This window comes from Devosia yakushimensis (assembly GCF_030159855.1).
Lineage (GTDB): Bacteria > Pseudomonadota > Alphaproteobacteria > Rhizobiales > Devosiaceae > Devosia > Devosia yakushimensis.
On the sequence record NZ_BSNG01000001.1, the window covers coordinates 1,854,619 to 1,878,455 of the forward strand.

The 23,837-nt window shown below is 62.2% G+C and carries 26 protein-coding genes and 1 pseudogene; 16 read left to right on the plus strand and 11 right to left on the minus strand.

Annotated features, from left to right (window positions below; translation table 11 throughout):
- Positions 1–13: 13 nt before the first annotated feature.
- Positions 14–1,022 (minus strand): annotated as a pseudogene (locus QQL79_RS09095) (MsnO8 family LLM class oxidoreductase).
- Positions 1,023–1,109: 87 nt separating this feature from the next.
- Here QQL79_RS09095 and QQL79_RS09100 point away from each other — a divergent pair.
- Positions 1,110–1,328 (plus strand): hypothetical protein, encoded by a 219-nt coding sequence (locus tag QQL79_RS09100; protein ID WP_284390020.1) that lies wholly within the window; start codon positions 1,110–1,112, stop codon positions 1,326–1,328.
- Here the strand turns inward: QQL79_RS09100 and QQL79_RS09105 are convergent.
- Genes QQL79_RS09105 through QQL79_RS09120 form a run of 4 tightly spaced genes read right to left on the minus strand, consistent with a single transcriptional unit; the run spans position 1,319 to position 4,711 of the window.
- Positions 1,319–2,842, minus strand: a complete 1,524-nt coding sequence (locus QQL79_RS09105; RefSeq protein ID WP_284390022.1) for a tripartite tricarboxylate transporter permease — start codon at positions 2,840–2,842, stop codon at positions 1,319–1,321. The genes QQL79_RS09100 and QQL79_RS09105 overlap by 10 nt on opposite strands.
- Positions 2,843–2,845: 3 nt before the next feature.
- A complete protein-coding gene (locus tag QQL79_RS09110) occupies positions 2,846–3,343 on the minus strand; it encodes a tripartite tricarboxylate transporter TctB family protein (protein ID WP_284390024.1) in 498 nt (165 codons plus the stop codon).
- A gap of 52 nt (positions 3,344–3,395) precedes the next feature.
- Positions 3,396–4,364 (minus strand): Bug family tripartite tricarboxylate transporter substrate binding protein, encoded by a 969-nt coding sequence (locus QQL79_RS09115; protein WP_284390026.1) that lies wholly within the window; start codon positions 4,362–4,364, stop codon positions 3,396–3,398.
- A complete protein-coding gene (locus QQL79_RS09120; protein WP_284390028.1) occupies positions 4,364–4,711 on the minus strand; it encodes a hypothetical protein in 348 nt (115 codons plus the stop codon). The genes QQL79_RS09115 and QQL79_RS09120 overlap by 1 nt, the downstream gene beginning before the upstream one ends.
- Between QQL79_RS09120 and QQL79_RS09125 the strand changes: the two genes are divergently transcribed.
- The 4 genes from QQL79_RS09125 to QQL79_RS09140 all read left to right on the plus strand — a co-directional run bounded on the left by QQL79_RS09125 (position 4,710) and on the right by QQL79_RS09140 (position 8,227).
- Positions 4,710–5,645: a dihydrodipicolinate synthase family protein gene (locus QQL79_RS09125; RefSeq protein ID WP_284390030.1), complete on the plus strand. Its 936-nt coding sequence runs from the start codon at positions 4,710–4,712 to the stop codon at positions 5,643–5,645. The genes QQL79_RS09120 and QQL79_RS09125 overlap by 2 nt on opposite strands.
- Before the next feature lie 111 nt (positions 5,646–5,756).
- Entirely contained in the window at positions 5,757–6,710 is a 954-nt protein-coding gene (locus QQL79_RS09130; RefSeq protein ID WP_348523177.1) for a dihydroxyacetone kinase subunit DhaK, read from the plus strand.
- A gap of 3 nt (positions 6,711–6,713) precedes the next feature.
- Entirely contained in the window at positions 6,714–7,346 is a 633-nt protein-coding gene (locus tag QQL79_RS09135) for a DAK2 domain-containing protein (protein WP_284390032.1), read from the plus strand.
- Positions 7,347–7,429: 83 nt separating this feature from the next.
- Entirely contained in the window at positions 7,430–8,227 is a 798-nt protein-coding gene (locus QQL79_RS09140; protein ID WP_284390034.1) for an IclR family transcriptional regulator, read from the plus strand.
- A gap of 70 nt (positions 8,228–8,297) precedes the next feature.
- Here the strand turns inward: QQL79_RS09140 and QQL79_RS09145 are convergent, their stop codons facing one another.
- The 4 genes from QQL79_RS09145 to nac form a co-directional block, all read right to left on the minus strand.
- Positions 8,298–8,975, minus strand: coding sequence for an RraA family protein (locus QQL79_RS09145; RefSeq protein ID WP_284390036.1), 678 nt, complete (start codon positions 8,973–8,975; stop codon positions 8,298–8,300).
- Positions 8,975–9,706, minus strand: a complete 732-nt coding sequence (locus QQL79_RS09150; protein ID WP_284390038.1) for a FadR/GntR family transcriptional regulator — start codon at positions 9,704–9,706, stop codon at positions 8,975–8,977. The genes QQL79_RS09145 and QQL79_RS09150 overlap by 1 nt, the downstream gene beginning before the upstream one ends.
- Positions 9,703–10,521: an SDR family oxidoreductase gene (locus QQL79_RS09155; RefSeq protein ID WP_284390040.1), complete on the minus strand. Its 819-nt coding sequence runs from the start codon at positions 10,519–10,521 to the stop codon at positions 9,703–9,705. Before QQL79_RS09155 ends, QQL79_RS09150 begins: the two co-directional genes overlap by 4 nt.
- A gap of 256 nt (positions 10,522–10,777) precedes the next feature.
- Complete coding sequence (gene nac, locus QQL79_RS09160) at positions 10,778–11,749, minus strand: nitrogen assimilation transcriptional regulator NAC (RefSeq protein WP_284390042.1); 972 nt, start codon at positions 11,747–11,749, stop codon at positions 10,778–10,780.
- Between the two features lie 286 nt (positions 11,750–12,035).
- Here nac and QQL79_RS09165 point away from each other — a divergent pair, with 286 nt between their 5' ends.
- Genes QQL79_RS09165 through QQL79_RS09175 form a run of 3 tightly spaced genes read left to right on the plus strand, consistent with a single transcriptional unit; the run spans position 12,036 to position 14,922 of the window.
- Positions 12,036–13,031: a TRAP transporter substrate-binding protein gene (locus QQL79_RS09165; protein WP_284390044.1), complete on the plus strand. Its 996-nt coding sequence runs from the start codon at positions 12,036–12,038 to the stop codon at positions 13,029–13,031.
- Positions 13,031–13,612, plus strand: coding sequence for a TRAP transporter small permease (locus QQL79_RS09170; RefSeq protein ID WP_284390049.1), 582 nt, complete (start codon positions 13,031–13,033; stop codon positions 13,610–13,612). Before QQL79_RS09165 ends, QQL79_RS09170 begins: the two co-directional genes overlap by 1 nt.
- Positions 13,613–13,614: 2 nt before the next feature.
- Complete coding sequence (locus tag QQL79_RS09175; RefSeq protein ID WP_284390051.1) at positions 13,615–14,922, plus strand: TRAP transporter large permease; 1,308 nt, start codon at positions 13,615–13,617, stop codon at positions 14,920–14,922.
- Positions 14,923–15,042: 120 nt separating this feature from the next.
- On the opposite strand, the gene QQL79_RS09180 is transcribed toward QQL79_RS09175, so the two are convergent.
- Positions 15,043–15,717 (minus strand): 4-carboxy-4-hydroxy-2-oxoadipate aldolase/oxaloacetate decarboxylase, encoded by a 675-nt coding sequence (locus QQL79_RS09180; protein ID WP_284390053.1) that lies wholly within the window; start codon positions 15,715–15,717, stop codon positions 15,043–15,045.
- A 17-nt stretch (positions 15,718–15,734) separates the two neighbouring features.
- Positions 15,735–16,940 (minus strand): aspartate transaminase, encoded by a 1,206-nt coding sequence (locus QQL79_RS09185; RefSeq protein ID WP_284390055.1) that lies wholly within the window; start codon positions 16,938–16,940, stop codon positions 15,735–15,737.
- Positions 16,941–17,182: 242 nt separating this feature from the next.
- Here QQL79_RS09185 and QQL79_RS09190 point away from each other — a divergent pair, with 242 nt between their 5' ends.
- The 8 genes from QQL79_RS09190 to QQL79_RS09225 all read left to right on the plus strand — a co-directional run bounded on the left by QQL79_RS09190 (position 17,183) and on the right by QQL79_RS09225 (position 23,678).
- Positions 17,183–17,566: an acetyl-CoA carboxylase biotin carboxyl carrier protein gene (locus QQL79_RS09190; RefSeq protein WP_284390057.1), complete on the plus strand. Its 384-nt coding sequence runs from the start codon at positions 17,183–17,185 to the stop codon at positions 17,564–17,566.
- Between the two features lie 3 nt (positions 17,567–17,569).
- Positions 17,570–18,922 (plus strand): acetyl-CoA carboxylase biotin carboxylase subunit, encoded by a 1,353-nt coding sequence (gene accC / locus QQL79_RS09195; RefSeq protein ID WP_284390059.1) that lies wholly within the window; start codon positions 17,570–17,572, stop codon positions 18,920–18,922.
- The gene (gene pxpB / locus QQL79_RS09200; RefSeq protein ID WP_284390061.1) at positions 18,919–19,599 is read left to right on the plus strand and encodes a 5-oxoprolinase subunit PxpB; all 681 of its coding nucleotides are present in this window, start codon (positions 18,919–18,921) and stop codon (positions 19,597–19,599) included. Before accC ends, pxpB begins: the two co-directional genes overlap by 4 nt.
- Positions 19,599–20,567 carry a 5-oxoprolinase subunit C family protein gene (locus tag QQL79_RS09205; protein ID WP_348523178.1) on the plus strand — a complete coding sequence of 323 codons (969 nt, stop codon included), beginning with the start codon at positions 19,599–19,601 and terminating at the stop codon, positions 20,565–20,567. Before pxpB ends, QQL79_RS09205 begins: the two co-directional genes overlap by 1 nt.
- Positions 20,564–20,944 (plus strand): biotin/lipoyl-containing protein, encoded by a 381-nt coding sequence (locus QQL79_RS09210; RefSeq protein ID WP_284390064.1) that lies wholly within the window; start codon positions 20,564–20,566, stop codon positions 20,942–20,944. Before QQL79_RS09205 ends, QQL79_RS09210 begins: the two co-directional genes overlap by 4 nt.
- The gene (locus QQL79_RS09215; RefSeq protein WP_284390066.1) at positions 20,945–21,718 is read left to right on the plus strand and encodes a LamB/YcsF family protein; all 774 of its coding nucleotides are present in this window, start codon (positions 20,945–20,947) and stop codon (positions 21,716–21,718) included. It begins immediately after the preceding gene.
- Positions 21,719–21,805: 87 nt separating this feature from the next.
- A complete protein-coding gene (locus QQL79_RS09220) occupies positions 21,806–22,570 on the plus strand; it encodes an SDR family oxidoreductase (protein WP_284390068.1) in 765 nt (254 codons plus the stop codon).
- Between the two features lie 28 nt (positions 22,571–22,598).
- On the plus strand, positions 22,599–23,678 hold the full coding sequence (locus tag QQL79_RS09225) for an ABC transporter ATP-binding protein (RefSeq protein ID WP_284390071.1): 1,080 nt from the start codon (positions 22,599–22,601) through the stop codon (positions 23,676–23,678).
- Positions 23,679–23,837 lie beyond the last annotated feature (159 nt).

A 23,837-nucleotide genomic window follows, 5' to 3' on the forward strand; every position in this document is an offset into this window, starting at 1 on the left:
GGAGACCTCGTCTCTATGCTGAAAGGGCGGTGGGGCGCGCCGGTTGGCGTGCCGCCGCCAGCAGTTCGATCGCTTCTATGCGACTGTCGCCGGCATTGGCGAAATCGATGATGAATTCGGCGATGCCGTGCTGGCCGGCCAATGCGTCGAGCGCTGCGACAATGTCCTCGCCATTGCCGGCCAACACGGTCGAAACGCGGCGCTCGACCGTATAGTCGGTCACCCCGGCCTGGCGCGCATACTCGGCCGCCTGGGCCTCGCTGCCCACGGTCACGCTCTGCGCGCCGGCAATATGCACGCGGTAGGGCGTAAAGAGATCGGCTGTCGCCTTTGCCTCAGCGGCCGACCGCGCCACCACCGCGGCCAGCGCCACGATTGGCGTCCGGCCGCTGGCATCACGATAGGTCGAAATGGCTGCCGACAGCGTCGCATCATCGCCATTGAGGTGGCGCGCGAAGACGAAATTCCAGCCCAGTTCGGCCGCCAGGGCGGCGCTCTCGACGCTGGCGCCGAGCAGATGACGTTCGCCAGCCCCTGTCGGGCGCGGTGTAGCATCGAGCCCTTCCGGGCGGCGGCCGGCGTCTGTGGTGAGAAAACTGTCTAGCTCGGTCAACTGGGCCCGGAAGTCTGGCTTACGCGCAGGGTCGCGGCCGGCCTGCAGCGCGCGCGTCGATAGCGGCAGCCCGCCAGGCGCCTTACCGATGCCGATATCGATGCGGCCCGGCGCCAGCGCCTGCAGCAGGTTGAAATTCTCCGCGACCTTATAGGGGCTGTAATGCTGCAGCATGACCCCGCCCGAGCCGATGCGAATGCTGTCAGTCCGCGCCGCCAGGTGCGCCAGCAGCACCTCGGGAGAAGAGCTGGCAAGCTCGGGCGTATTGTGGTGTTCGGCGACCCAGAAACGGTGATAGCCCAGCGCCTCGGCCCCGCCGGGCCAGCGACACAGTGCGCTGGAGGGCCTGGCTCGGTGTTTCCTCACGAAGCACCGGACTCTTGTCCAGCACGCTCAATGCGTAGCTCATAAAATTCCCTGCCGGATGCGGACTTTGCGACGGGAACTATAAGTCTATTAATTCTGTAGATTAATACCCTACGAAGCCCACGCGCTGATGTTCAGCAAGGTTTTTCTGTTTGTTACAATTCCTCGCAAGGCACAGCTAAAAGCGCTGGGGCGGCAAGACATTTTGTTCAAGCGGTTCGCCAGCGAAGAAATGCGCGTTACCATGCCATGGGGGATCGAGGCAGTCGTTGAAGGGCGCTGGCGCGCTATGCCGTTTTGCTCGACCACCGGATGGATGCGGCGGTCGAGCAGTTTGAATTATGCATGATCGGCCACATGCAGCGTTAATGTTTTGCGTTCCGCTCGGTCGATCATCATGCGTCTTACGGTGCCGAAAATGGCAAATCCCCAGATGAGGACGGTGGCTGCGCCCAGCACCGCCGCGATCGGGCGGCCGAAGAAGCCGACGAAATTGCCGCTGGTGATGATCATCGAGGTGGTGAAGTTGGTTTCCACCAATGGCCCCAGCACGATGCCCAGGATGATCGGGGCGATGGCAAAGCGGCGGGACTCCAGCACATAGGCCACAATACCGAGCACCAGCATGATGCCGACGCCGAACATGGTATTGTTGATCGAGAACGAGCCAACGATGCAGAACAGCAGGATTGCCGCGTTGAGCAGGGCACGCGGCACCTCGAATATCCAGCGTGCGGTGCGGGCAGCGACATAGCCGAGCGGTAGCATGAGGATGTTGGCGATGACGAAGACCAGCATCACGGCATAGAAGTTTTCGGGATGCACGGTCAGCAATTGCGGACCGGGGTCGAGCCCCTTCATCACCAGCACGCCGACGGCAATCGCGGTGACGGCGTCGCCGGGAATGCCGAACACCATGGCCGGAATCCACGATGCACTCAGCGCAGCATTGTTGGTGGCGCCGGCCTCGACCAGGCCCTCGGGATGTCCCTTGCCAAAGAGTTCGGGGGTTTTGGAGGTGCGCTTGGCCAGGGAATAGGTGACCCAGGCGGCCAAGTCGCCACCAACGCCCGGCAAGGCACCGAGCAGGCTGCCGACAACCGAGCCGCGGATCTGGTTCTTGCGGTATTTCCACAGAACCTTGAGCGTCCCCTTGAACGGGTTGCGCCCATTGTCCTGCACCACGGCCGGCGCGCCGGTGCGGCCTGCCCGCATGATCTCGGCCAAAGCAAACATGCCGATCATGGCCGGAATGAAGCTGATGCCGCCGGACAATTCGGTCAGCCCGAAGGTGAAGCGCTGCGAGCCCATCAGCGGATCAAGGCCCACCTGGGCGATGAACAGGCCGAGCAGCAGCGACAATGCGCCCTTGGCCATGCCGCCCGAGGAGATCAGCGCGGCACAGCTGAGGCCGAGCACGGCCAGCCAGAAATATTCAAAGCTGGAAAAGCCCAGCGCGAATTTCGCCAATGCCGGCGCCGTCAGCATCAGAAAGACAAAGCCGAACAGCCCGCCCAGTACCGAGCCGATCACGCCGATGCCAATGGCCAGTCCCGCCTGCCCTTTCTGGGCCATGCGATAGGAATCCTCGACATAGGCGGCCGAAGCGGGCGTGCCCGGAATGCGCAGCAGCGTGCCCGGCAGATCGCCCGCGGTAATGGCCATGGCCGTGCAGGAAATAATCGCCGCAATGGCGGGGATCGGCGCCATATAGAAGGTGACCGGCACCAGCAATGCGGTCGCCATAGTGGCCGTCAGGCCCGGCAAGGCGCCGACAAACAGGCCGAAAATGGCCGAGGCGGTGATGACAAGCAGGGTCTCGACATTGAAGACGAGGCCAAGCGCCAGAAGAAACGCGTCCATGACCTAACCCACCAATCCACGGGGCAGCGGCACCCGAAAGCCATAGGCGAAAACGGCATAGATCACGCCGGTGGCGATGGGGCTGAAAATCAGGGCAGCCCGCAACTTGCCCCCGCTCAGCAGCACCACCGCGAAGGTGAACAGCAGGCCCGTAACGAGAAAGCCGAGCACCGGCATCAGCACAATGCTGGCCAGCGTCGAGCCCAGAATACCCAGAACAAAGGGGCTGAAGAATTTGGGCGGCGCATAGAGAATTGCCGTTTCCCCCGAGCCTTCCTCCGGCAGCAGGGGAACGTCCTCATCCGGCGCCGTCAACCAGCCCTGCACCGCCAGGACGGCGCCGAAAAATGCCATGGCGGCGCCGGTCAGGGTCGGGAACAGGCCTGGCCCGACGGGCAGTCCCGGCATGGAGTGAATGGTCAGGGCCTGGCTCAGGATGAGCAGACCGCCTGCGGCGAAAATCCCGCCCAGGGCTATGTCCTGATAGTTTCTTGTTTTCAACTGACCCTCCTCCACGAGGTCGTCCCGGCCGCGAACGGCCGGGAGCAATTCATTATTGAGCGGTGATGCCGGCCGTCGAGATAGCGGCGGCAAAGGCCTCGCCACGCCGTTTGAGATAGGCTTCGAAATGGGGGCCGCCTTCCCAGACCACGCCGTAATTGCGGCCATCCATGAAGGCGGCGAATTCGGCGCTGTTGACGATCTCGTCCAGCGCAACGGCAAGCTTGGCGACGACATCCTCGGGCATGCCCTTGGGTCCGCCCAGGCCGCGCCAGCCGGCAATCGAGAATTCGAGGCCGAGCGCTTTGGTGATCGGGGGCACGTCGGGCTGCTTGGGATTGACGTCATTGCCCAGGAACCCGAGCGGCCGGATTTCGCCGGCATCGACCAGCGACTGGGCTTCGGGGAATTGGGAGACGGCAACGTCGATGGCGCCCGCCGCCAGCAATTGCAGCGACGGGGTCGCCCCATCGGTGGGCACCCAGAAGGCCTTGTCGGCCGGAGCGCCGAGCAATTGCACCAAGCTCACCCATGACAGGTGATTGAGTCCGCCGAAATTGGCGCCGCTGGCCTTGACCGCCTGCGGATCGGCTTTCACGGCTGCGGCCAGATCCTGCATGGTCTGATAGGGCGAGTCAGCGCGCACGAATACCGCCGAAGGGTCCGCATTGAACAGGCCGATCAGGGTGAAATCCTCGTAGGTCATATCGGCCGAGCCGACCGCTTTATACATGGACAATTCGGTGGTGATGATCCCCAGCGTATAGCCATCGGGATTGGCCGCCTTGATGGCCTCATGCCCGACAATGCCGCCGCCGCCAGTACGGTTATTGATGGTGATGGGCTGGCCCAGCTTGGCTTCCAGCATGGTGGCGATGATGCGCCCGGTCGCATCGGTGCCGCCGCCGGCGGACCACGGAATGATCAGCTCGATCGGCCGATCCGGATATTGCGCCATGGCCGAACCGGCCACCATGATCGTCGCGGCGAAAGCGAGCGCGAGCGTCTTAACGACTTTCATCAAAGTCCTCCCTTGAGGCCGGCTGGCTTGCCGGCAAATTGAGCGATTACACCGTATCGCGAAAGTTTGTACCACATTTCGGAATTACCACGAGCCGATTGGCGAGGCAACAGGTCATTGTAGCGCACCATATCGCCCTCATTGTGCCAGCATAAGCAGAGATTATCGGCTACGGCGTTGACACATACCAAAAATTGCCCGTACAACATAAACGGGATTTCATTCCACAATATGGAATTCTGAAAATGCCGGGCCTGCTGTTGCAAACCCGTCCCGGTGGTCAGTTGAACGAATCCGCAGGCAGCGCCCCCATGCATGGGCATGCCCGCCCCCTGGAGGAAAAACATGTCGAACCCAATTGCCCAGTCGGTGCGCCAGACGCTCACCGGCATCCTGCCCCCGCTGTCGATGCCGTTCGACGAAAAGGGCAATCTGGTGAAGGGCGCGCTCAAGGCGCAGGTCGATTTCATGATCGAGTCGGGCGTGCGCGCCGTGGTTGTCGGTGGCTCGACCGGCGAGGGCCACACGCTCTCGACCAGCGAATTCGTCGAAGCCATGACCGAAGCCTATGAGGCCACTGCCGGCCGCGTGCCGTTCGTGGCCGGGCTGATCGTGCAATCGACGCGCGAAGCCATCGACCGCGTCAAGGCGCTGGGCGATATGAAGATCGCCGCGCTTCAGGTCACCCCGGTCCATTACCTGTTCAAGCCAGGCCTCGAAGCCACGATCGAGCACTTCCGCGCCATCTATGAAGAGACCAAGGTTCCGGTCCTGATCTATAACGTCATTCCCTGGAACTATCTCAGCGTCGATGACATGCTGGCCATCATGGAAGCGGTGCCCGGCGTTGTGGGCATGAAGCAGTCCTCGGGCGACGTGAAATCGGTGTCTGACCTGGTGCTGCGCGCCAAGCCGGAAAACGTCATCCTGACCGGCATTGATGCCCTGCTCTATCCCAGCTTTGCCCTGGGTGCCCATGGCGCCATCAGCGCGCTGACCTGCGCCGTGCCCGGCGTGACGGTCAAACTCTACAATGCCGTGCAGGCCAAGGACTACGAGACCGCCAGGGACATCCACTTCCGCCTCAATGCGTTGTGGAATGCCATGCGCCATGACAACCTGCCGGCCTGTGTCAAATATGTGCAGCATCGCCAGGGCCTGCCGCTGTTCCACCCCCGCGCCCCGATGGAGCGCGTCAGCGAGGCCCAGAAGCAGCAAATCGACGCCGCGCTCGGCCCGGTGCTCGAACTTGTCGACGTGCGCGCCCGCTCGGCCGCCTAAGCCTGCATCCACCGGCCGCGGAGCCAACCGCGGCCGGTCCGGCCCCATGAAACGCCCAGGGAGGACGAACTGAAAAAGCTGATCAACGACCCCGCCGATTATGTCGAGGAAATGCTCGATGGCCTGTGCCTGGCCCATCCGGGCCTGGTCCGTATCGGCGAGGATCGCCGCGCCATTGCGCGGGCCACGCCCATGGCCCAGGGCAAGGTTGGCCTGGTCTCGGGTGGTGGCTCGGGCCACCTGCCCCTGTTCACCGGCTATGTCGGCGAGGGCCTGCTCGATGCCTGTGCCATCGGCAATGTCTTTGAGGGCCCCACCATCAATGCCTGCCAGGACGCGATCGCTGCCGCCAATGGCGGGGCGGGCGTGCTGTGCCTCTTTGGCAATTACGGCGGCGACAAGATGAATTTTGAAATGGCGAGCGAATTTGCCGCCATGGACAATGTCGAAACCCGCACCGTGCTCGGCACCGATGACATTGCCAGCGCCAGCCCCCAGGAGGCCCATAAACGCCGCGGCGTGGCCGGCCTGATCTACGCCTACAAAACCGCCGGCGCCCTCGCCGCGCAGGGTGGCGATCTCGACGCCGTAGCCGCCATCGCGCAGAAGACCGTCGATCGCACCCGCACCATTGGCGTCGCCCTGTCCTCCTGCCAGATTCCGGGCGCAGCGGGCCCCAATTTCACCATTGCCCACGACGAGATCGAAATGGGCATGGGCATTCATGGCGAGCCCGGTATCTGGCGCAAGAAGATCCGCCCGGCCGATGAACTGGTCGACGAGATGATCGCCATGCTGCTGGCCGAACGCCCCCAGGGCACGCGCCGCGTATCGGTGCTGGTCAACAGCCTCGGCTCGACCCCGTTCGAGGAATTGTTCATCCTCTACCGCCGCGCCGCCCGGCAGCTGCATGCCGCCGGTCTCGCCGTGGTTCGCCCCCTTGTCGGCCCCTATGTCACTTCCATGGAAATGGGTGGCGCATCGATCAGCCTCTGTTTCCTCGACGAGGAGATCGAAGCCCTGCTGGCCGCTCCGGCCGATTGTCCCTTCTGGCGAGTGGATTGAACCATGGCGATCACGCAGGAAACCCTGGCGACGGCCCTCGACCGCGCTCACGCCCGCATGGCGAGCCTGACCGACACGCTCAATGCCGCCGATGCCAAACTTGGCGATGGCGATACCGGCACCATGCTGGCGCGCCTCATAGCCACCTTTGCCGCGGTGGATGTCCGTTCTGCGCCCGACCTTGGCGCGGCCTTCATGGCCCTTGCCAAAGCCGGCGCGGCCTCCACCGGATCGAGCCTGGGCACGCTTGTGATCACCGCAATGATGACGGCGGGCAAGGCCAGTGCCGGCCAGCGATCGATCGGCTGGGACCGGCTGGGCGCCCTGCTCGCCTCCATCCGCTTTGCCGCCATGGCGCGAGGCAAGGCCGAGCTCGGCGCCAAGACCATTATTGACGGGCTCGACGCCCTGGCCAGCGCCACCGAAGGCAAGGACGATCCTCGAGCCATCGCCATCGCCGCTGGCGACGCCATGCGTGCCGTGCTCGACCAATTCCGCCCGCGCCCCTGCACCATGGGCCGCGCCCGCATATTCGCCGAGAAAAGCATTGGCCTCGACGATCCGGGCATGCTGGCCCTGGCAGAACTGGTCTGGGCGATCGCGGGTCAGCATCATGCCGGCACCACGCTTGCTTGAGGTGAACCGGCAAGTGAATTATGGGTTTGAACCGAAACTGCAAAACGCGTCACCGGATCGATTGAAGTATTGAGGCCAAGGCGATGACCGATCCTGTTGACGCAACTGCCGCCGCCAAACCGGCGCGGGGCGATGAAAGCCTCAAGTCGCTGACCAAGGTGTCGCGGGTGCTCGATTGCTTCACCACCAGCCAGCGTTCGCTGAGCCTGGCCGATATCTGCGCCCGCACCGGCTATCCGCGCTCCACCACCCATCGCCTGCTGGCGGCCATGCGCGAAGTGGGCTTTGTCGAGCAGGACCGCGAACGCGACTTCTATCGCCTGGGGCTGCGGCTGTTCGAATTGGGCAATGTCGTGCTGGCCAATCTGGAGCTGCATCGCGAGGGCCGCGCCATTGTCGACGCCTTGCATCGCCTGACCAGCCGGCCCGTGCATCTGGCCGTGTTCGACGGTCTGCGCGCAGTGGTCATCCAGCGCACCGAGGCCGAGCCCATGCTGTCCAATACCATGGTCGAGAACTCGCCGGCCTATTGCACCAGCGTCGGCAAGGCCATCCTGGCCTATCAGCCCGCCGAAATCGTGCAGCGCGTCATCGATGCGGGGCTTGAGCGCTTCACCGAAACCACGATCACCGATCCCACCGCATTGCAGGCCGAGCTCGAGCTCACCCGGCAGCGCGGCTTTGCCATCGACAATGGCGAGCACCAGCCGGGCCTGCGCTGCGTCGGGGCGCCGATCCGCAACCAGTCCGGCGCCATTTTCGCCGGCATCAGTGTCAGCGCCCCGTCCTGGCAATTGCCCATGGCCGAGGTGGATGAGCTCAACAAGGTGGTGATCTACCACGCCAACCTCATCTCGCAGCGGCTGGGCTATATACGCTGATCGGTGCATCGGCCCCTCCTCCCCGAGTGGCTGAATGGTGAGAGCCGGCCCCGCAGGGCCGGCTGTGTTGTCAGACGGGACCGCTGGAGCCGACCGGCCAGATGTCGCGCAGGTTCTCGCCGGCCAGGATGCGCTTGCGGCAGCGGATTTCCGCCTCGCCATTGGCATCGGCCGCGTCGGCAATCACGCTCACCAGATTGGCCGGAATGACGACCACGCCGGTGACATCGGCGAAAATCACATCGCCCGGCCGCACTTTGACGCCGTCGATATCCAGTTCGACCTGATAATGGGTCGCTTCCATGCGGCCCGACACGCCCACCGGGCTCATGCCCTTGGCAAAGAGCGGGTAATCGAGCTTGCGCACTTCAGCCAGGTCCCGCACCGTGCCATTGACCACCGTGGCCGCCGCGCCCTTGGTCTTGGCGCCGCTCGACATCAATTCGCCCGTGCCCGAGCCCTCGGCACAGGAGGAATCGACCAGTAGAATCCCGCCCTTGACCACCGCATCGATGGCACCGTGATAGACATCCTGGGGCTGGCCAATACGGGTGCTGGGTTCATAGCGCACAGTCGATACCGGACCACAGATCACCTGGCCGGGATGCAACACGCCGAACTGGCTGATGCCCTTGAGATAGCCATAGGGCCCGCGGCCATCGAGCACGTCGTGAATATCGTCCGAATACCATTGCGACAGGCGCTTGATCGCTGCCCAATCGGTCTGGTTGTAGTCGTATACGGCCATTAGCTCGTCCGTCCCTGCTGTTTTGCGGCTGTGATCGCCTGTTGGAGATAGGTGGTGGAATTGTCGATATGCTCGCGCATCAGCGCCCGGCTGCCCTCGACATCGCCGGCGCGGATGGCGGCATAGATAGCCTGGTGTTCGGCCACGCCATCGGCCTGGGTCTTGCTCGCAGCCCGGCTGGTCAGCCGGATGACATCGGTGATCAGACCATAGAGATTGCCATAGACGCTGGAGAGGATTTCATTGCCCAACGACTGCACCAAAGCCTTATGAAAATCCGCATCGGACTGGGCATATTGGGCAAAATCCTTGGCTGCCGCGAGATCGGCCAGAGCCGTGTCGACCTCGCCGGACAGGCTCCCCTCGCCCGCTGCCAGCCGCCCGACCACTTCCAGCTCGAACATGCGGCGCACATCCATCAGCTGCACCAGATAGCTGGGGTCTTTGGCAAAAAGCCCGCGCACCGTCGTTGCCAGCGATCCCAGGAACTGCTCGACATCGTCGCGCACCACCTCGGCCCGCTCGCCATGGCGGCGGCGCACCAGCCCTTTGGTCTCAAGGATTTGCAGTCCCTCGCGCACCGAGCGCGTGCTGATCGAAAATTGTCGGCCGATCTCGGCCTCCGAGGGAAGCCGTTCGCCGACCTTGAGTTCGCCCGACAGGATCTGCGCCTCGATGGCCGAAACCACCGAGACATAGAGCCGGTCGCGATCGGGTGCTTGGGGGTTCACCACGCGGTAAAGCCCCCATCGACCACCACATTGGAGCCGGTCATGTAAGAGGACGCATCGGAAGCCAGGAACTGGATGACCCCGTTATATTCGTCCTTCTCGGCCTGGCGGCGCATCGGCACGCGCTCGAGGAAATTGTCGACGAATTCCTTGTCGAAGCTGCCGGTCTTGACCCCGCCGAACGAGATCAAATTGCAGCGCACATTCTGCTCGGCCCAATAGGTGGCGACATAGCGGGTCAGATTAACCAGGCCCGATTTGGACGCGGCATAGGACACCGCCTTGAAGAACGGCACGCCGTCGCGCTTTTCGCGATAGGCATAGAGCGCCTGATTGGGCGAGACGATGCCATAGATCGAGCCCACATTGATGATGCTGCCACGCCCGGCCTCGGCCATCTTGGCACCGATCACCTGGCTACACAGCATCACGCCGGTCAGGTTCACATCGATAATGTCGTCCCAATATTTCTGCGGATAGGTCTCGAAAGGCCCATTCTGGTCGGCCTGCCCATCAGGCTTGGAATCGATGCCGGCATTGTTGACCAGAATATGTGGCACACCCCAATCGGCGATCAGCTGGTCGGTCGCCGCCTCCAGCGCCGCCTTGTCCGAGACGCTGGCCTCATAGACGCGAATGGAATCCTGCAGCCCCGGAAACAGCTCGGCAAGCTTGTCCTGCCCCACCGGCCGGCGGCTATAAATTGCCACCTTGGCGCCAGCCTTGGCCAGCGAGCTCGCAAACTCGCGCCCCAACTGCCCCAACCCGCCGGTTACAACCGCAATCTTTCCTTCGACGCTAAACAGGTCCGACAAAGCTACCCAGCCTCCACTTATGACATAAGTCATATGTCATAAGTTAGGTGCGAAGCTTTGGCAATCGTCATCTCCGGCAATAATTTGGGTAATCGGTGTCAGCACGGGATGTCCGCGCTTCTAGCTCCAGGCGAGCGGCACTCGGTCATGGCATCAAGGCAAGCTCTCATTGAGTTGAGACAGCACGGCCCGGCGGCGCCGAAACCCCTGCAGAAAGTCCCTATGCGGTGATAGAGAAAACCCTATGATCGCGGGGCTATGCCGCCTTCCGCTTGCGCTCCTTGCGGCCCATGGGCTTGAGGCCATCGGCCTGATGCTCGGCGGCATAGGCATGGGCGATATCGGCAAGCAGATCGTTCACTACCTGCGCCGGTTCGGACAGGGGCCACTGATCCGACGTGCATAGCGAGACCTTCATCTGCATCGATGGCGAGGTGATCCGCTGCACGGCGACATCGTCATTGCCCGAAGCGATCGCATTGGCGGATGACCATGGCAGAATGGTCGCGCCGAGCCCCGCCCAGACAGCGCGGGCTATGGTGGGCACGGATTCGATCTCTGCAATCACCCGCGCGTCGACACCAACCCTGCGGAAGGTCAGATCGACCAATTGGCGCACGGTGTGAATCTTGGTCGGCAGGACCAGATCGAGCCGGGCGACGTCCTCGGCCGCGATCTCGCCACGCTCGACATTGCCAGATTCCAAGAGAGGCTTGGGCGCGACAAGGAACAGATCCTCGGTCAGGATCGGCTCGAACTTGACGCCGCGAATTGTGCCCGGATCGTAGATGAAGGCCAGGTCCATCTTGCCGGTCATGATCATCTCGCTGATCACCCCGCCGATATTCTCGTTAATCTGCAATACGATGCCGGGATAGCGCTCACGGACGGCCTTGAGCAGCGGCAGCGCCAGCGTCGTGGCCGTACTCAAGGGCGCCAGGCCGACATTGACCTGCCCGGCAATCATCGTCCCGGTATTTTCGATATCTATCTGCGCCTGGTCCAATTGACGCAGCATCACCTGGGCATGCCGGTAGAGGGCCTTGCCCGCCTCGGTTGGAATAACCCCGCGTTTGGAGCGGACGAGTAATTGCCGGCCGAAATGGGTCTCGAGAGCGACGATCTGCTGGCTCAAGGCAGGCTGCGCGATATGCAGGATCGCGGCAGCACGCGTCAGGCTGCCAATGTCGACGATCTTAACGAAGGCATGCAGGCGGCGAGTATCCATAATGATCGGCTCTGCTTGAGGCGGATGTGATCAGGTTATTTTATAGTTCGCGCCTGTAAAGATGCCGGGCCTGCCAAAAATGACAGAAACACGACATATAACAATTCCCGATCACATCAGAGCTAGCTGCAATTTCCTTCCGTCAGCGGCTGCGCAGTAGCGTAACCAGATCGTCACACTTGGCCGGATGCGAAAAAACATCCTGCATGACGGCAGGGCAATGCCCGTCCGCGGAACCGAGCTGAGGGAGTTCCTTCCGGCGGATCAGAGGGAAAGGAAATCACTCATGCTCACCCACGCACGAGCAGGAAGGGTCGTTGCTATGCTCGGCCTTGCCGGCGCATTGTTCTCGGCATTGCCGGCATTGGCGCAAACCACACTCAACCTTTCGGACGTTCTGCCCGAAACCAACTTCATGGTGCAGAACGCCGCACATTTCGCACAGGAAGTCAGTGCGGCAACCGATGGTCAGGTTACCATTTCGATCAAGGCCGGCGGCTCTCTGGGCTTCAAGGGGCCCGACCAGTTGACCGCCGTGCGTGATGGACTGGTCGACATGGCCGACATCAATATCAGCCAGCAGGTCGGCGTAAATCCGCTGTTTGGCGTCGAGGGCGTGCCGTTTCTGGTGTCCTCCATGGACGAGCTCAAGAAATATCATGAATTCGTCCGCCCGGCTTTTGTGAAGATCGCGGAGGAGAACAATCAGAAGCTGCTCTACATGGTGCCCTCGCCGGCCCAATACGTCTATCTGAAGGTACCCGTAGACAGTATCGATGACTTCAGCGGCATCCCCGTCCGTGGCGCCGACAAGAACACCGTCGACGTGGTCAGCGCGATCGGCATGGCCGGTGTGGCAATGCCATGGGGCGAGCTGATCCCTGCCCTCGCGTCGGGCCGCGTCGAAGGCGTGGCGACCTCCGCCACATCCGGCGTCGACGGCAAGTTCTGGGAATTCATGAAGTACATTTACCCGACCAACCACACTTGGGGGTCGAACATGGTGACGATCAACCTCGATTCCTGGAACCGCTTGTCTGCCGATCAGCAGGCAGCAATCGAGGAAGTAGCCAGCCGGCTGGAGCCTGAATTCTGGGAAGTGTCGCGCCAGGGGGATATCGACAGCATCAAGATCATGCAGGAAAACGGCATGGAGCTTGCGACCATTTCCGACGAACTGCGCACGCAGATGGTGGAGAGGGCCCAGCAATTGCAGGCCGACTTCGTTGCGCGCGTCCCCGATGCCGGCCCGATCGTCGACCAGTACAAGGCGACACAATAATGGGCGCCGCTTCGACCCTGAGCGTGTCGAAGGGCATCACCGCGACGCTGGAAAGCGTCGCGGACTGGCTCTCCCTGATCGCAGCCTTTCTCGCCGCCGCCTGCATCGTGGCACTCACCGGCCTCATTCTTGCGGAAATCGTCGTCGCGCTTCTCGCCCGCTTCATACCCGCAGTGCCGTCCGGTATCGGCATCGGTTGGGAGTATAGCGCCTATCTGATGGGTGGCGCTTTCCTGCTGGGGTCCGGCATGACGCTTCGCGCCGGCCAGCAGATTCGCGTGGAACTCCTGCTCCGCGCCAGGAATGGCCGATATGCGCGCTATCTAGAAATAGCTTCGGCCTTGCTTGGCTCGGTCATCACGGTGTTCCTGGCCATAACTCTTGTCCAGTTTACCTACCGCACCTTCCTGAGCGGCGAAGTATCCCAGGACAGCTTCACTCCGCTCTGGATTCCGCAGGTCGGCCTTAGCATCGGCGCCACTGTGCTGGCGCTGCAGATGATCGTCCGCACGATTATCAGCCTGACCAGTGGCCAACTCGACCGACCCGAATTGGGCGCAGCCACACAAATCGAGGGCTGATCATGACCGCTGTACTTACCGGCCTTTTCGGCCTCCTGTTCGGGTTTCTGTCGGTCGGCATGTGGATTGGCATCGCCCTTCTGGCAACCGCCATCAGCCTCGGCTGGCTGTTCACGACCATCCCCATGGATCGTCTGCTGCCCCAATATGTCTTCAACATCATGACGACGCCGGACCTGGTGGCGCTCCCGCTTTTCGTGCTGATGGGAGAGTTTCTGTTCCGCACCAAGCTCTCAGCCGCATTGTTCTCGGGCCTGGCGCCCTGGGCCGGCCTGCTGCCGGGCCGCCTGTTGCATGTCAACGTTATCGGCTGCTCGATCTTTGCCGCCATCTCGGGCTCGTCGGCCGCCACAACCCAGGTCGTGGGCCGCATGACGCTCAAGGAATTGCTCCGCCGCGGCTATTCCCCCGACGTTGCCATTGGCAGCCTGGCGGGCGCGGGCACGCTCGGTTTCCTGATCCCGCCTTCGACGGTGATGATCATGTATGGCGTGCTGGCCGAAGAATCCGTGCTGCGCCTTTTCACTGCGGGTTTCCTGCCCGGCGTGCTGCTGGCAGCCGTGTTCAGCGGCTGGATCATGATCCATACCTCCCTGAACAAGGATATGGTTCCCGAAAGCGAGCGCGAATTGCGGCACATGCCGTTTCGTCAGCGCCTGGCGGCCCTCAAGGACCTCTGGCCGGCGATGTTTCTCATCCTTTGCGTGCTCGGCTCAATGTATGGCGGGCTGGCTACGCCATCGGAAGCAGCGGCGCTGGGTGTTGTCGGAGCCCTTATCGTGGCGCTCAGCCAACGCGCGCTGACCTGGTCGTCACTGCGGGATATCGCCCTGGGTGCCGTGCAGACCTGCTCGGTCATGGGCATTATCATTCTGGGTGCATCAGTGCTCGGCAATGTTACCGCCATCCTGGGCGTGCCGGAGGCTGTTGCCGGTGTGGTGGATGGCTGGAATCTCTCGCCGATCATGCTGATCGTGGCGCTCATGGTGCTGTACCTGATCCTGGGCACCGCACTTGAGGGCTTCTCGATGATCGCGACCACCCTGCCCGTGGTGCTGCCCATCGTCGAGGCCGCCGGCTTTGACAAGGTCTGGTTCGGTATCTTCATCGTGCTGGTCGTCGAAATGGCGCAGATCACCCCGCCGGTCGCCTTCAACTTCGCTGTTATCCAGAACATCACCAAGCGCAGCACCGGCTACATCGCCAAGGTAACAATGCCCTATCTGCTCATCATGATGGGCTTCACCATCCTGCTGGCGCTGTTTCCCGACATTGTCCTGATCGGCCCGCGCCTGCTCCTTGGCTCCTGACTCCCAGAGCTGCTGTGCGGTTATGAAAAGGCCCGGTTCCACCGGGCCTTTTCTTTTAACCCCTGGATACAAAAAGGGCGCCGCACAAGCAGCGCCCTTCCTTGGAATGCCAGGTCGGTTTCACTCGTCGGTGGTCAGGCCCTTGGCGGCCAGTATGCCTGCAAGATTGGACACCTCGATCACGCTCTTGCCGGCCTTGTAGGCGGCGATGTAGCCGGCCTCCGCTTCTTCGCGCGCCCTGGATTTTTCCGCGGCGAAGGCAGCGTCCTGGCGACGCACGACGACCAGGCCATCGGCATCGCCCCGAATGATATCGCCCGGATTGATGACCTCGCCTCCAATGATGACCGGGTCATTGACCTGACCGAGCGTTTCCTTGACGGTTCCCTTGATGCAGTGGCTGAGCGAAAACACGGGAAAGCCGAGCTTGATCAACTCCGCGGTATCGCGAACACCGGTATCGGTCACAAGGCCGGCAATGCCCTTTGCAAGGCAGGCATTTGCCAGAACGTCGCCAAACGAGCCCGCCTCTTCATATTCGCCGGCCGACACCACGATCACGTCACCCGGCTTGGCATAGGAGATCGCGACCTGCAGCATGATATTGTCGCGCGGGGCGCATTTGACCGTAAAGGCCGGGCCGCAAAGCGACATCGAGCGCTCGACAGGCTTGAGGCGTGAACTCAAGGCGCCAAGCCGGCCCTGCGCTTCGTGGATCGTTGCCGAACCATATTTCGCCAGTTCCGCGACCAATGCGGAATCGGGACGTTCTATTTTCGTTTTGACGTGGACCAATTCTGTCTCCTCCTAAATCAGTGCAGTGCCGCAACGGCGGCTGCGATACGGCGACACGCTTCCTCGACCAGATCGGTCGATGTGGCGGTCGAAATGCGGAAATGCGGGGAAAGGCCGTAGGCAGCGCCATGAATGGCTGCGACCCCTCGATCGAGCAGGTAGAGGACGAAATCGAGGTCGTTTTCGATCCGCGTGCCTTCGGGCGTGGTCTTGCCGATCACGCCGGCACAATTGGGATAAAGGTAGAAGGCGCCGGATGGGGTCGCACAGGATAGACCATCGATTTTGTTGATGGCCGCTACCGCAATGTCGCGCCGCTGCTTATAGACGGCCACCGTTTCGGCGATGAAGGACTGATCGCCCGCCATCGCCGCGGCCGCCGCAGCCTGGCTCATCGAGGCGGGGCAGGAAGACATCTGCGACTGGAGCTTGTTGATGGCGCCAACTAGCGGCGCCGGTCCGACGCCGTAGCCGATCCGCCAGCCGGTCATCGCGTAACTTTTGGACACGCCATTGACGACAAAGGTCCGGTCCGCCAGGTGCGGCGCGACCTTGACGATGCTGGGCACCCTGCCCGCTTCGAACCAGATCTCATCGTAGATTTCGTCGGTGAGTATCCAGACATGGGGATGCCGGTCCAGCACGGCGGCGAGCGCAGCCAGCTCCGCCTCGGAATAGGCGGCCCCGGTCGGGTTGGACGGCGCGTTGAGGATCAACCAGCGCGTCTTCGTGGTTATCGCGCTCTCGAGAGCTTCGGGTGTCAGCTTGAACCCGGCACTTTCGGGGCATTCCACGATGACGGGCAGCCCCTCATTGGCCAGCACCATATCGGGATAGGACACCCAATAGGGCGCGGGGATGATCACCTCGGCCTCGTCATCGACAGACGCCATCAGTGCCAGGAAGATGACCTGCTTGGCGCCGCCGCCGACCGAGATCTGATCGTCACCGTAACTGACGCCCGCGCGGTCCAGCATGCGCGCGCGAATGGCCTTGCGCAGCGCCGGCGTGCCGTTGACCGGCGTATATTTGGTATCGCCATCACGAATGGCAGCGATACCGACCTCCTTAACCGCGTCGGGCGTATCGAAATCGGGTTCACCGACGGTCATATCAACCAGATCGGCCCCGGCAGCACGCAATTCCTTGGCGCGAGCCGCCGCGGCGACGCTGGGTGACGGCTTGATGCGCGCAACCCGCGCGGCGGGGGTGAAGCTTGTCATTGGATATCCTGGTCACACTGCACATCCCGCCCATATGGCGGAGTGCTCCTCATGACCAATCTAGGCGAGCGCCACCGCCCGCATCCAGAACGGGTTCGGTCTTACGCAATAAGGAACCGCGATGATGGCGCGGTCATCACGCAATGGTCTGACCTCATCACCGCACGGCTATGTTAGCCGTTTTCCAGCTACGAAAGGCGGTAGCGCGACTGTTCTTTGAACCGCCGAGCGGATGAGTCCCGATGGACGTGGAAAGACTGCAGAAAATCATCGACTGGATGCGGCACTCGCCGCTGCAGGAACTTGAAATAGCGGACGGTGATTTCAAGGCGCATCTTATCCGCGGCGGGGCAGGTATCGAGCCCATCACGGCCGCTGAGCAGACCCTTCCAGGCGTCGAAATTACGGCACCTAGCTTCGGCATCGTTCACCTCTCGCCCACCCCCGATACCGAGCCTTTCGTTACAACAGGATCCCGCGTCGAGGCCGGACAGACACTCTGCATCATCGAGGCGATGAAAGTCTTCTCGCCCGTCGAAAGCGATCGTGCCGGTACGATCACCGCCATCCTGGTCGCCGGCGGCGCGGAAGTCTCCGCCAACCAACCTATTTTCCGGCTGGACTAAGCGATGTTCGACAAGCTGCTCATTGCCAATCGCGGGGAAATCGCCGTTCGCATCCAACGCGCCTGCCGCGATCTCGGGATCAAGACAGTTGCCGTCTATTCCGAGGGCGACGCGGACGCGCCCTATATCGAAACGGCCGACCAGGCCATTTGCATCGGCCCCTCGGCCTCCCGCCGCAGCTACCTCAATGGCGAGGCCATCATTTTGGCCGCGCTTGCCACCGGTGCCGGCGCTATCCATCCGGGCTACGGCTTTCTCTCGGAAAACGCGGCCTTCGCTGAAGCCGTGACCGCAGCCGGCCTGGTGTTTGTTGGACCATCGGCGGAGGCGATCCGCACCATGGGGGACAAGGTCGCCGCCAAGCGGGCCATGATCGCAGCCGGCGTTCCCTGTGTTCCCGGCCCGGACAGCGCCCTGCCCGCCGATTTCGGCCTGGTTGCCGATATTGTCACCGGCATCGGCTATCCCGTCATCATCAAGGCAGCGGGCGGCGGCGGCGGGCGCGGCATGCGGGTCGTCCGCTCCGAGCGGGATCTCAGGGAGGCGGTCGATCTGACCCGTGAAGAGGCGCTCCGCTTCTTCGGCAATGCCGACATTTATGTTGAGAAATTTCTCGAACGCCCCCGCCACATCGAAATTCAGGTGCTCTGCGACAGCCATGGCAATGCGCTCTGGCTCGGCGACCGCGATTGCTCCATGCAACGGCGTCACCAGAAGGTTATCGAAGAAGCCCCGGCACCCGGAATAGATCGCGCCATCATTGCCGCGATCGGCGAACGCTGTGCCAATGCCTGCCGCCAGATTGGCTATGCCGGCGCCGGCACGTTCGAATTCCTCTACGAAGACGGGGAATTCTACTTCATCGAGATGAATACGCGCGTCCAGGTAGAGCATCCCGTTACCGAGATGGTCACCGGCATCGATATCGTGGCCATGCAAATGCGCGCCGCCAGGGGCGAGCGCTTCTCCATCGGCCAGGAGGACGTTGTGACCAGTGGTCACGCCATCGAATGCCGCATCAATGCTGAAGACCCCTTCACGTTCCTTCCTTCTCCCGGCCTTGTCGCAGCGCTCGATCTCCCCGGAGGCGAGGGCGTCCGCGTCGATACCCATCTCAGGGCCGGCTACACCGTACCCTCCACCTACGATTCCCTGATTGCCAAGCTGATCGTCCACGGCGCGACCCGCGAGCAAGCACTGGCGCGTATGCGCGAGGCGCTTGCCAATTTCGATATCGGCGGCATTGCCACCAATATTCCGCTCCAGGTTGAACTCCTGGCCGAGGTGGGGTTCACCCAGGGCGGCGTCAATATCCATCACCTTGAACACTGGTTGAAGGAAAGGCGCGTCGCATGAACCTGCAGGTCATCGCAGCCATTGCCGATCTCCCGCGCTTCAGTCTGCTGGGCATGTCCGCGATCATCTTCGAAGCGCCGGGCGCCTTTGACCTCGATCATCAACGGCGCATCTGGGCCATGGCGGATATCGTCGCGACCTGGCCGGATGTACGCGAAGCCGTGGCCGGCATGACCAATCTTTCAGTGCTGTTTCACCGGCCTCCGGCGGACCCCTATGACTTTGGCGGTGAATTGGTTGCGCTTTGGAATAGTGGCGTCAGCAAGGACGTCGATGGGCGAACCCTCGATATTCCGATCGTCTATGGCGGCGCGGGCGGTCCGCATCTTGTTGAGGTCGCAGAGATGACCGGCATGAGCGCGGACGAGGTCGTGGCCATCCATAGCGCCCCGCTCTATTCGGTTTATGCCGTGGGTAGCCATGCCGGCTATTGCTATCTGGGTGGTCTCGACGAGCGGCTTTTCCTACCGCGTCGCGCCGTGCCGCTCCTCTCGATTCCTGAGGGCTCCCTATCGATTGCCGGACGCCAGACAGGCGTCTCCGCATCAACCGGCCCCAGCGGCTGGCACACGATCGGTTCAGCGACAACGGTGTTTTTTGACCCGCATCGCACACCGCCTGCCCTGCTTGCCCCTGGCGATACCATTCGTTTCCATCCTGAAAAGGTAATAGTGTGATGGAAGTGCTGAGCACGACGCCGCTTGCCACGATCCAGGATTTGGGGCGCTTCGGCCATTATCGCGACGGCGTTGGCCGTTCCGGGGCTATGGATGGCATTGCGCTGGCCATCGGCAATGCCCTCTTGGGCAATGACGCCAATGCAGCGGCAATCGAAATCCCCCTCCTGCCCTTCAAGCTGCGCTTTGAGGAAGACCTGGACGTCGCGGTTACCGGCGCGGACTGCGAAGCCTGGCTCGACGAGACCCCGCTCCCCCCCGATTGGGCCTTTTCGGTAAGAAGCGGCCAGGTGCTGACCCTGTCGGCCATCCGCGAAGGCTGCAGGGCCTATGTCTGCGTTGCAGGAGGCGTGGAGGTGCCCGAGGTTCTGGGCTCCCGCAGCACGCAATTGCGCGAGGCCTTCGGTGGGTATCTTGGCCGGATGCTTACAAAGGGCGACCGGCTCAAGGCGCTTGGCACATCGGTCGGCTTGCCGCATGGCGGGCTCGGCGCGTCGCCATTAGGCCGGTTCAGCGCAGACGGGCTGGTCGTGCGCGTCCTGCCCGCAGCCGAGTATGATCGCTTCACAGCAGAATCCCAGCACAGTTTCTGGCGCGCGGAATGGCAGATTACAGCGCAAAGCAACCGCACGGGCTATCGGCTATCCGGGCCCGTCCTCGCCATGAAGGACAATAGTGAATTGCGGTCCCATGGCGTGGTTCCGGGTGTCATCCAGGTGCCCATGGGTGGGCAACCGATCATCCAGTTAGCCGATGCTGCCACCATGGGCGGCTATCCCAAGCTGGGCACTGTCATCGAACCCGATCAGTGGCGGTTGGCCCAGGCAAGGCCGGGCACTTCCATCCGCTTCGTCGAGGTTGATCTGCAAGCAGCTTTGTCCGCCCAGGCGGAGCTTGACCGCTATATCGCGGACGTTCGCGGCTCAGCCCAGCGCCAGCGTCGCGCCGCATTGGGATGGCGGTCATGATCGACATTGCTGTTCTCGACGATCTCCTCGACCGCATGCTGACTGCAGGGCTCAGCGAGCTTGCAGTGCAACAGGGCGGGGTCCGCGTTGTCATGCGGTTGGGCGCAGTGATTCCGGCAGGCTCCGCGAGCAAGCCCGTGCCGGTGCGCACCGAGAGCATCGGCACCTTTCGGGCCGCTCACCCCCGCCGCCCGGCAGGTGCGATCAAACCCGGCGACGATGTGTCCAAGGGCATGGCCCTCGGCTACCTCGAGGCCGGCGCCACATTGACGGCGATCGTCTCGCCGGTCTCCGGCACCCTGTCCGAAGTGATCGCTGCCGATGGAGACCTGCTCGGCTTCGGCTCGCATGTTTTTACCGTGGAAGAGAGCGCCTAGATGCGGATCGATCTCAATTCAGACCTCGGCGAGGGTTTTGGCCCCTATATCATTGCCGATGATGCCGGGATCATGGACATCATCACCTCGGCAAACCTGGCCTGCGGCTATCATGCCGGCGATCCGGTGATCATGGACCGCACTATCGGGCTCGCCAAAGCCGCAGGCGTCGATATTGGCGCCCATGTCGGTTACCCCGACAGGATGGGTTTTGGCCGCCGCCCGATGTCGATGGATTTGGCGGAACTCGAAAAGCACGTCATCTACCAATTGGGTGCCCTTGAGGGCCTGGCCAGGCCCTATGGGCGCAAGATCAGCCATATGAATCCTCACGGTGCCCTGGGCAATCTGGCCTGTGCCGACCGTGCAGTGGCCGATGCCCTTGTCCGTGCCATCAGCGCCTTCGATCCCGAGATTGCCTATCTGGTGTTGACCGGTACGGAGCTCGAAACGGCGGCGCGCTCGGCAGGCCGGCAAACGATCAATCTGTTCCTTGCCGACCGCGCCTATCTGGCGAACGGCCAGCTCGCGCCCAGAAACCTGCCTGGAGCCGTGATCAAGGACAGCAAGACCTCGACGGAGCGGATCATGCGGCTTCTCGACGATGGCACGCTCGTCACCATTGACGGCCAGATTCTCCGCATCGAAGTCCAATCTATCCTTGTCCACTCAGACACTCCGGGCGCCATCGAAATGGCGCGGGCGATCCGCTCGGCCATTACCGGCGCCGGCGGGGTCATAACGCCGCTATCGGAGCTGCTCCAGCAATCATAGCGAACGGTTATCTCATCAGACCGAGACCGCCTTGGCGCCGCAAAGAGCGCACGGCTACCGTCCAGCCATATTTCGAAAGGACCCAGAATGCCATTCTCAGACTACAAGACCGCCCTGGTAACTGGCGCATCCACCGGCATGGGCTATGCGATCGCGGAACGGCTGGCACGGGAGGGTGTCACCGTCCATGGCGTTGGGCGCAATGTCGAAGGTCTTCAGAAGCTGGCGGATGCCTGCGGCGCCATTCCCCACGTGGTCGATGTCAGCGACACCGCAGCGTTGACCGAGCTGGTATCGGGTCTTGAAGTCGATATTCTCGTCAACAATGCGGGCGTTTCCCGCGCCGGCAATATCCTCAGCTCGAACGAATTCGACATCGACGAACAGATCGACGTCAACTTGCGCGCGGCACTGCAGCTGGCGCGCCTCACCCTGCCCGGCATGATGGCGCGCAATCGCGGCCACATCGTCAATATCACCTCGATCGCCGGTCATTACGAATTCGGCGGGCACACCGTCTATCACGCGACCAAGGCCGCCCTGCATACCGTGTCGCGGCAATTGCGTGTCGACGCCTATGGCAAGGATGTCCGGGTGACCGAGATCTGTCCCGGCCGCATCGAAACCGACATCTTCGCCAAGGTGCAGAAACTCGATCCGGCAGAGGCTCACAAGCGCTTCTTCGCCGATTTCGAATGCCCCAAGCCGGAGGACATTGCTGACGCCGTGGCCTTCGCGATTGCTGCGCCACACTATGTCAACGTAGGGATGATCGAGATCATGCCGACATTGCAGGTTCCCGGAGGACTGCGCACCGGCACAAGAACGGAATTCCCGTCCACCCGGGGCTAGTTCGGCGCGTTTCTGCAGGAGGGATCACATGGCACGGCTTCAACTCAAGGACGTCTACAAATCCTTCAACCAGACGGACGTCATCACCGGCATCGACCTCGACATCGAGCACGGAGAATTTGTCGTCTTCGTCGGTCCATCAGGCTGCGGTAAGTCCACCCTCCTGCGCATGATCGCTGGCCTCGAGACCATTTCGAGCGGCGAACTCTGGATCGGCGACGAATTGTGCAATGACGTCCATCCGGGCGACCGCGGCATTGCCATGGTGTTCCAATCCTACGCGCTCTATCCGCATATGAGCGTCTACGACAATATCGGCTTCAACATGAGGGTGACCGGCACGCCACGCGAGGTTCGCGACAGCAAGATCAAGAATGCCGCTCGCATCCTTCAGATGGAACACCTGCTCGAGCGCAAGCCTTCGCAGCTTTCCGGCGGCCAGCGTCAGCGCGTGGCGATCGGCCGGGCCATCGTGCGCGAACCTAGGGTATTCTTGTTCGACGAGCCCCTGTCCAACCTCGATGCGGCCTTGCGGGTCGATACCCGCATGGAATTGGCAAAGCTGCATCGGGACCTGGGCGCAACGATGATCTACGTCACCCACGATCAGGTGGAAGCCATGACCTTGGCGGACAAGATCGTCGTGCTCAATGGCGGGGTCGTCCAACAGGTAGGCACGCCGATCGAGCTTTATCAGCGGCCGGCAAATCTTTTCGTGGCAGGCTTCATCGGCAGCCCGAAGATGAACTTCATTTCCGTCGAAGTCTCAGATGTCGGCCAAGGAGGCCTAAAGGTCAAATCGCCCGATATATCCGAATGCGAAGTGCCGGCTGCGACCGGCAACGTCAAGGCCGGCGACCGATTGACCCTGGGGATCAGGCCGCAAGAGCTGAAACTGGAGCCCGACGGCCCGATTACCGGCAATGTAACTGTGCTGGAACGGCTTGGCAGCGAGACTATCGTCAATGCGGATCTCGCCGATGGCAAGGCGATCCTGGCGGTTCTCGAAGGCGACCGGCCTCTCGATATCGGTAGTTCGGTGAAGTTTGCCTTTGATGGCTCCAAGGCGGTGCTTTTCGACGGTGAAGGCAGCGCATTACTCCCCTAGCGCCGGCCTTCCATATGGCAACATGCATCTGAGCGGCCCTTGCGCCGCTCATAGCCGTTTGGTCTGAAAACCGGGCCTATCCATAATGTGCCGTTATCACTACAGACCGACAAAGTCTTTGTGAGGCACTGATGCCGGTGCCAATCTCGGGCATGCGAG

Bases quoted from the DNA above. Each gene is read 5' to 3' on its own strand.
- QQL79_RS09170 (WP_284390049.1), top strand. From the start codon at position 13,031: ATGGGCGCCGCTTCGACCCTGAGCGTGTCGAAGGGCATCACCGCGACG.
- QQL79_RS09135 (WP_284390032.1), top strand. From the start codon at position 6,714: ATGGCGATCACGCAGGAAACCCTGGCGACGGCCCTCGACCGCGCTCAC.
- QQL79_RS09205 (WP_348523178.1), top strand. From the start codon at position 19,599: ATGGAAGTGCTGAGCACGACGCCGCTTGCCACGATCCAGGATTTGGGG.
- QQL79_RS09145 (WP_284390036.1), bottom strand. From the start codon at position 8,975: ATGGCCGTATACGACTACAACCAGACCGATTGGGCAGCGATCAAGCGC.
- QQL79_RS09140 (WP_284390034.1), top strand. From the start codon at position 7,430: ATGACCGATCCTGTTGACGCAACTGCCGCCGCCAAACCGGCGCGGGGC.
- QQL79_RS09105 (WP_284390022.1), bottom strand. From the start codon at position 2,842: ATGGACGCGTTTCTTCTGGCGCTTGGCCTCGTCTTCAATGTCGAGACC.
- pxpB (WP_284390061.1), top strand. From the start codon at position 18,919: ATGAACCTGCAGGTCATCGCAGCCATTGCCGATCTCCCGCGCTTCAGT.
- accC (WP_284390059.1), top strand. From the start codon at position 17,570: ATGTTCGACAAGCTGCTCATTGCCAATCGCGGGGAAATCGCCGTTCGC.
- QQL79_RS09165 (WP_284390044.1), top strand. From the start codon at position 12,036: ATGCTCACCCACGCACGAGCAGGAAGGGTCGTTGCTATGCTCGGCCTT.
- QQL79_RS09130 (WP_348523177.1), top strand. From the start codon at position 5,757: ATGCTCGATGGCCTGTGCCTGGCCCATCCGGGCCTGGTCCGTATCGGC.
- QQL79_RS09210 (WP_284390064.1), top strand. From the start codon at position 20,564: ATGATCGACATTGCTGTTCTCGACGATCTCCTCGACCGCATGCTGACT.
- QQL79_RS09120 (WP_284390028.1), bottom strand. From the start codon at position 4,711: ATGTTTTTCCTCCAGGGGGCGGGCATGCCCATGCATGGGGGCGCTGCC.
- QQL79_RS09215 (WP_284390066.1), top strand. From the start codon at position 20,945: ATGCGGATCGATCTCAATTCAGACCTCGGCGAGGGTTTTGGCCCCTAT.
- nac (WP_284390042.1), bottom strand. From the start codon at position 11,749: ATGGATACTCGCCGCCTGCATGCCTTCGTTAAGATCGTCGACATTGGC.
- QQL79_RS09115 (WP_284390026.1), bottom strand. From the start codon at position 4,364: ATGAAAGTCGTTAAGACGCTCGCGCTCGCTTTCGCCGCGACGATCATG.
- QQL79_RS09100 (WP_284390020.1), top strand. From the start codon at position 1,110: ATGTTCAGCAAGGTTTTTCTGTTTGTTACAATTCCTCGCAAGGCACAG.
- QQL79_RS09220 (WP_284390068.1), top strand. From the start codon at position 21,806: ATGCCATTCTCAGACTACAAGACCGCCCTGGTAACTGGCGCATCCACC.
- QQL79_RS09190 (WP_284390057.1), top strand. From the start codon at position 17,183: ATGGACGTGGAAAGACTGCAGAAAATCATCGACTGGATGCGGCACTCG.
- QQL79_RS09185 (WP_284390055.1), bottom strand. From the start codon at position 16,940: ATGACAAGCTTCACCCCCGCCGCGCGGGTTGCGCGCATCAAGCCGTCA.
- QQL79_RS09125 (WP_284390030.1), top strand. From the start codon at position 4,710: ATGTCGAACCCAATTGCCCAGTCGGTGCGCCAGACGCTCACCGGCATC.
- QQL79_RS09175 (WP_284390051.1), top strand. From the start codon at position 13,615: ATGACCGCTGTACTTACCGGCCTTTTCGGCCTCCTGTTCGGGTTTCTG.
- QQL79_RS09225 (WP_284390071.1), top strand. From the start codon at position 22,599: ATGGCACGGCTTCAACTCAAGGACGTCTACAAATCCTTCAACCAGACG.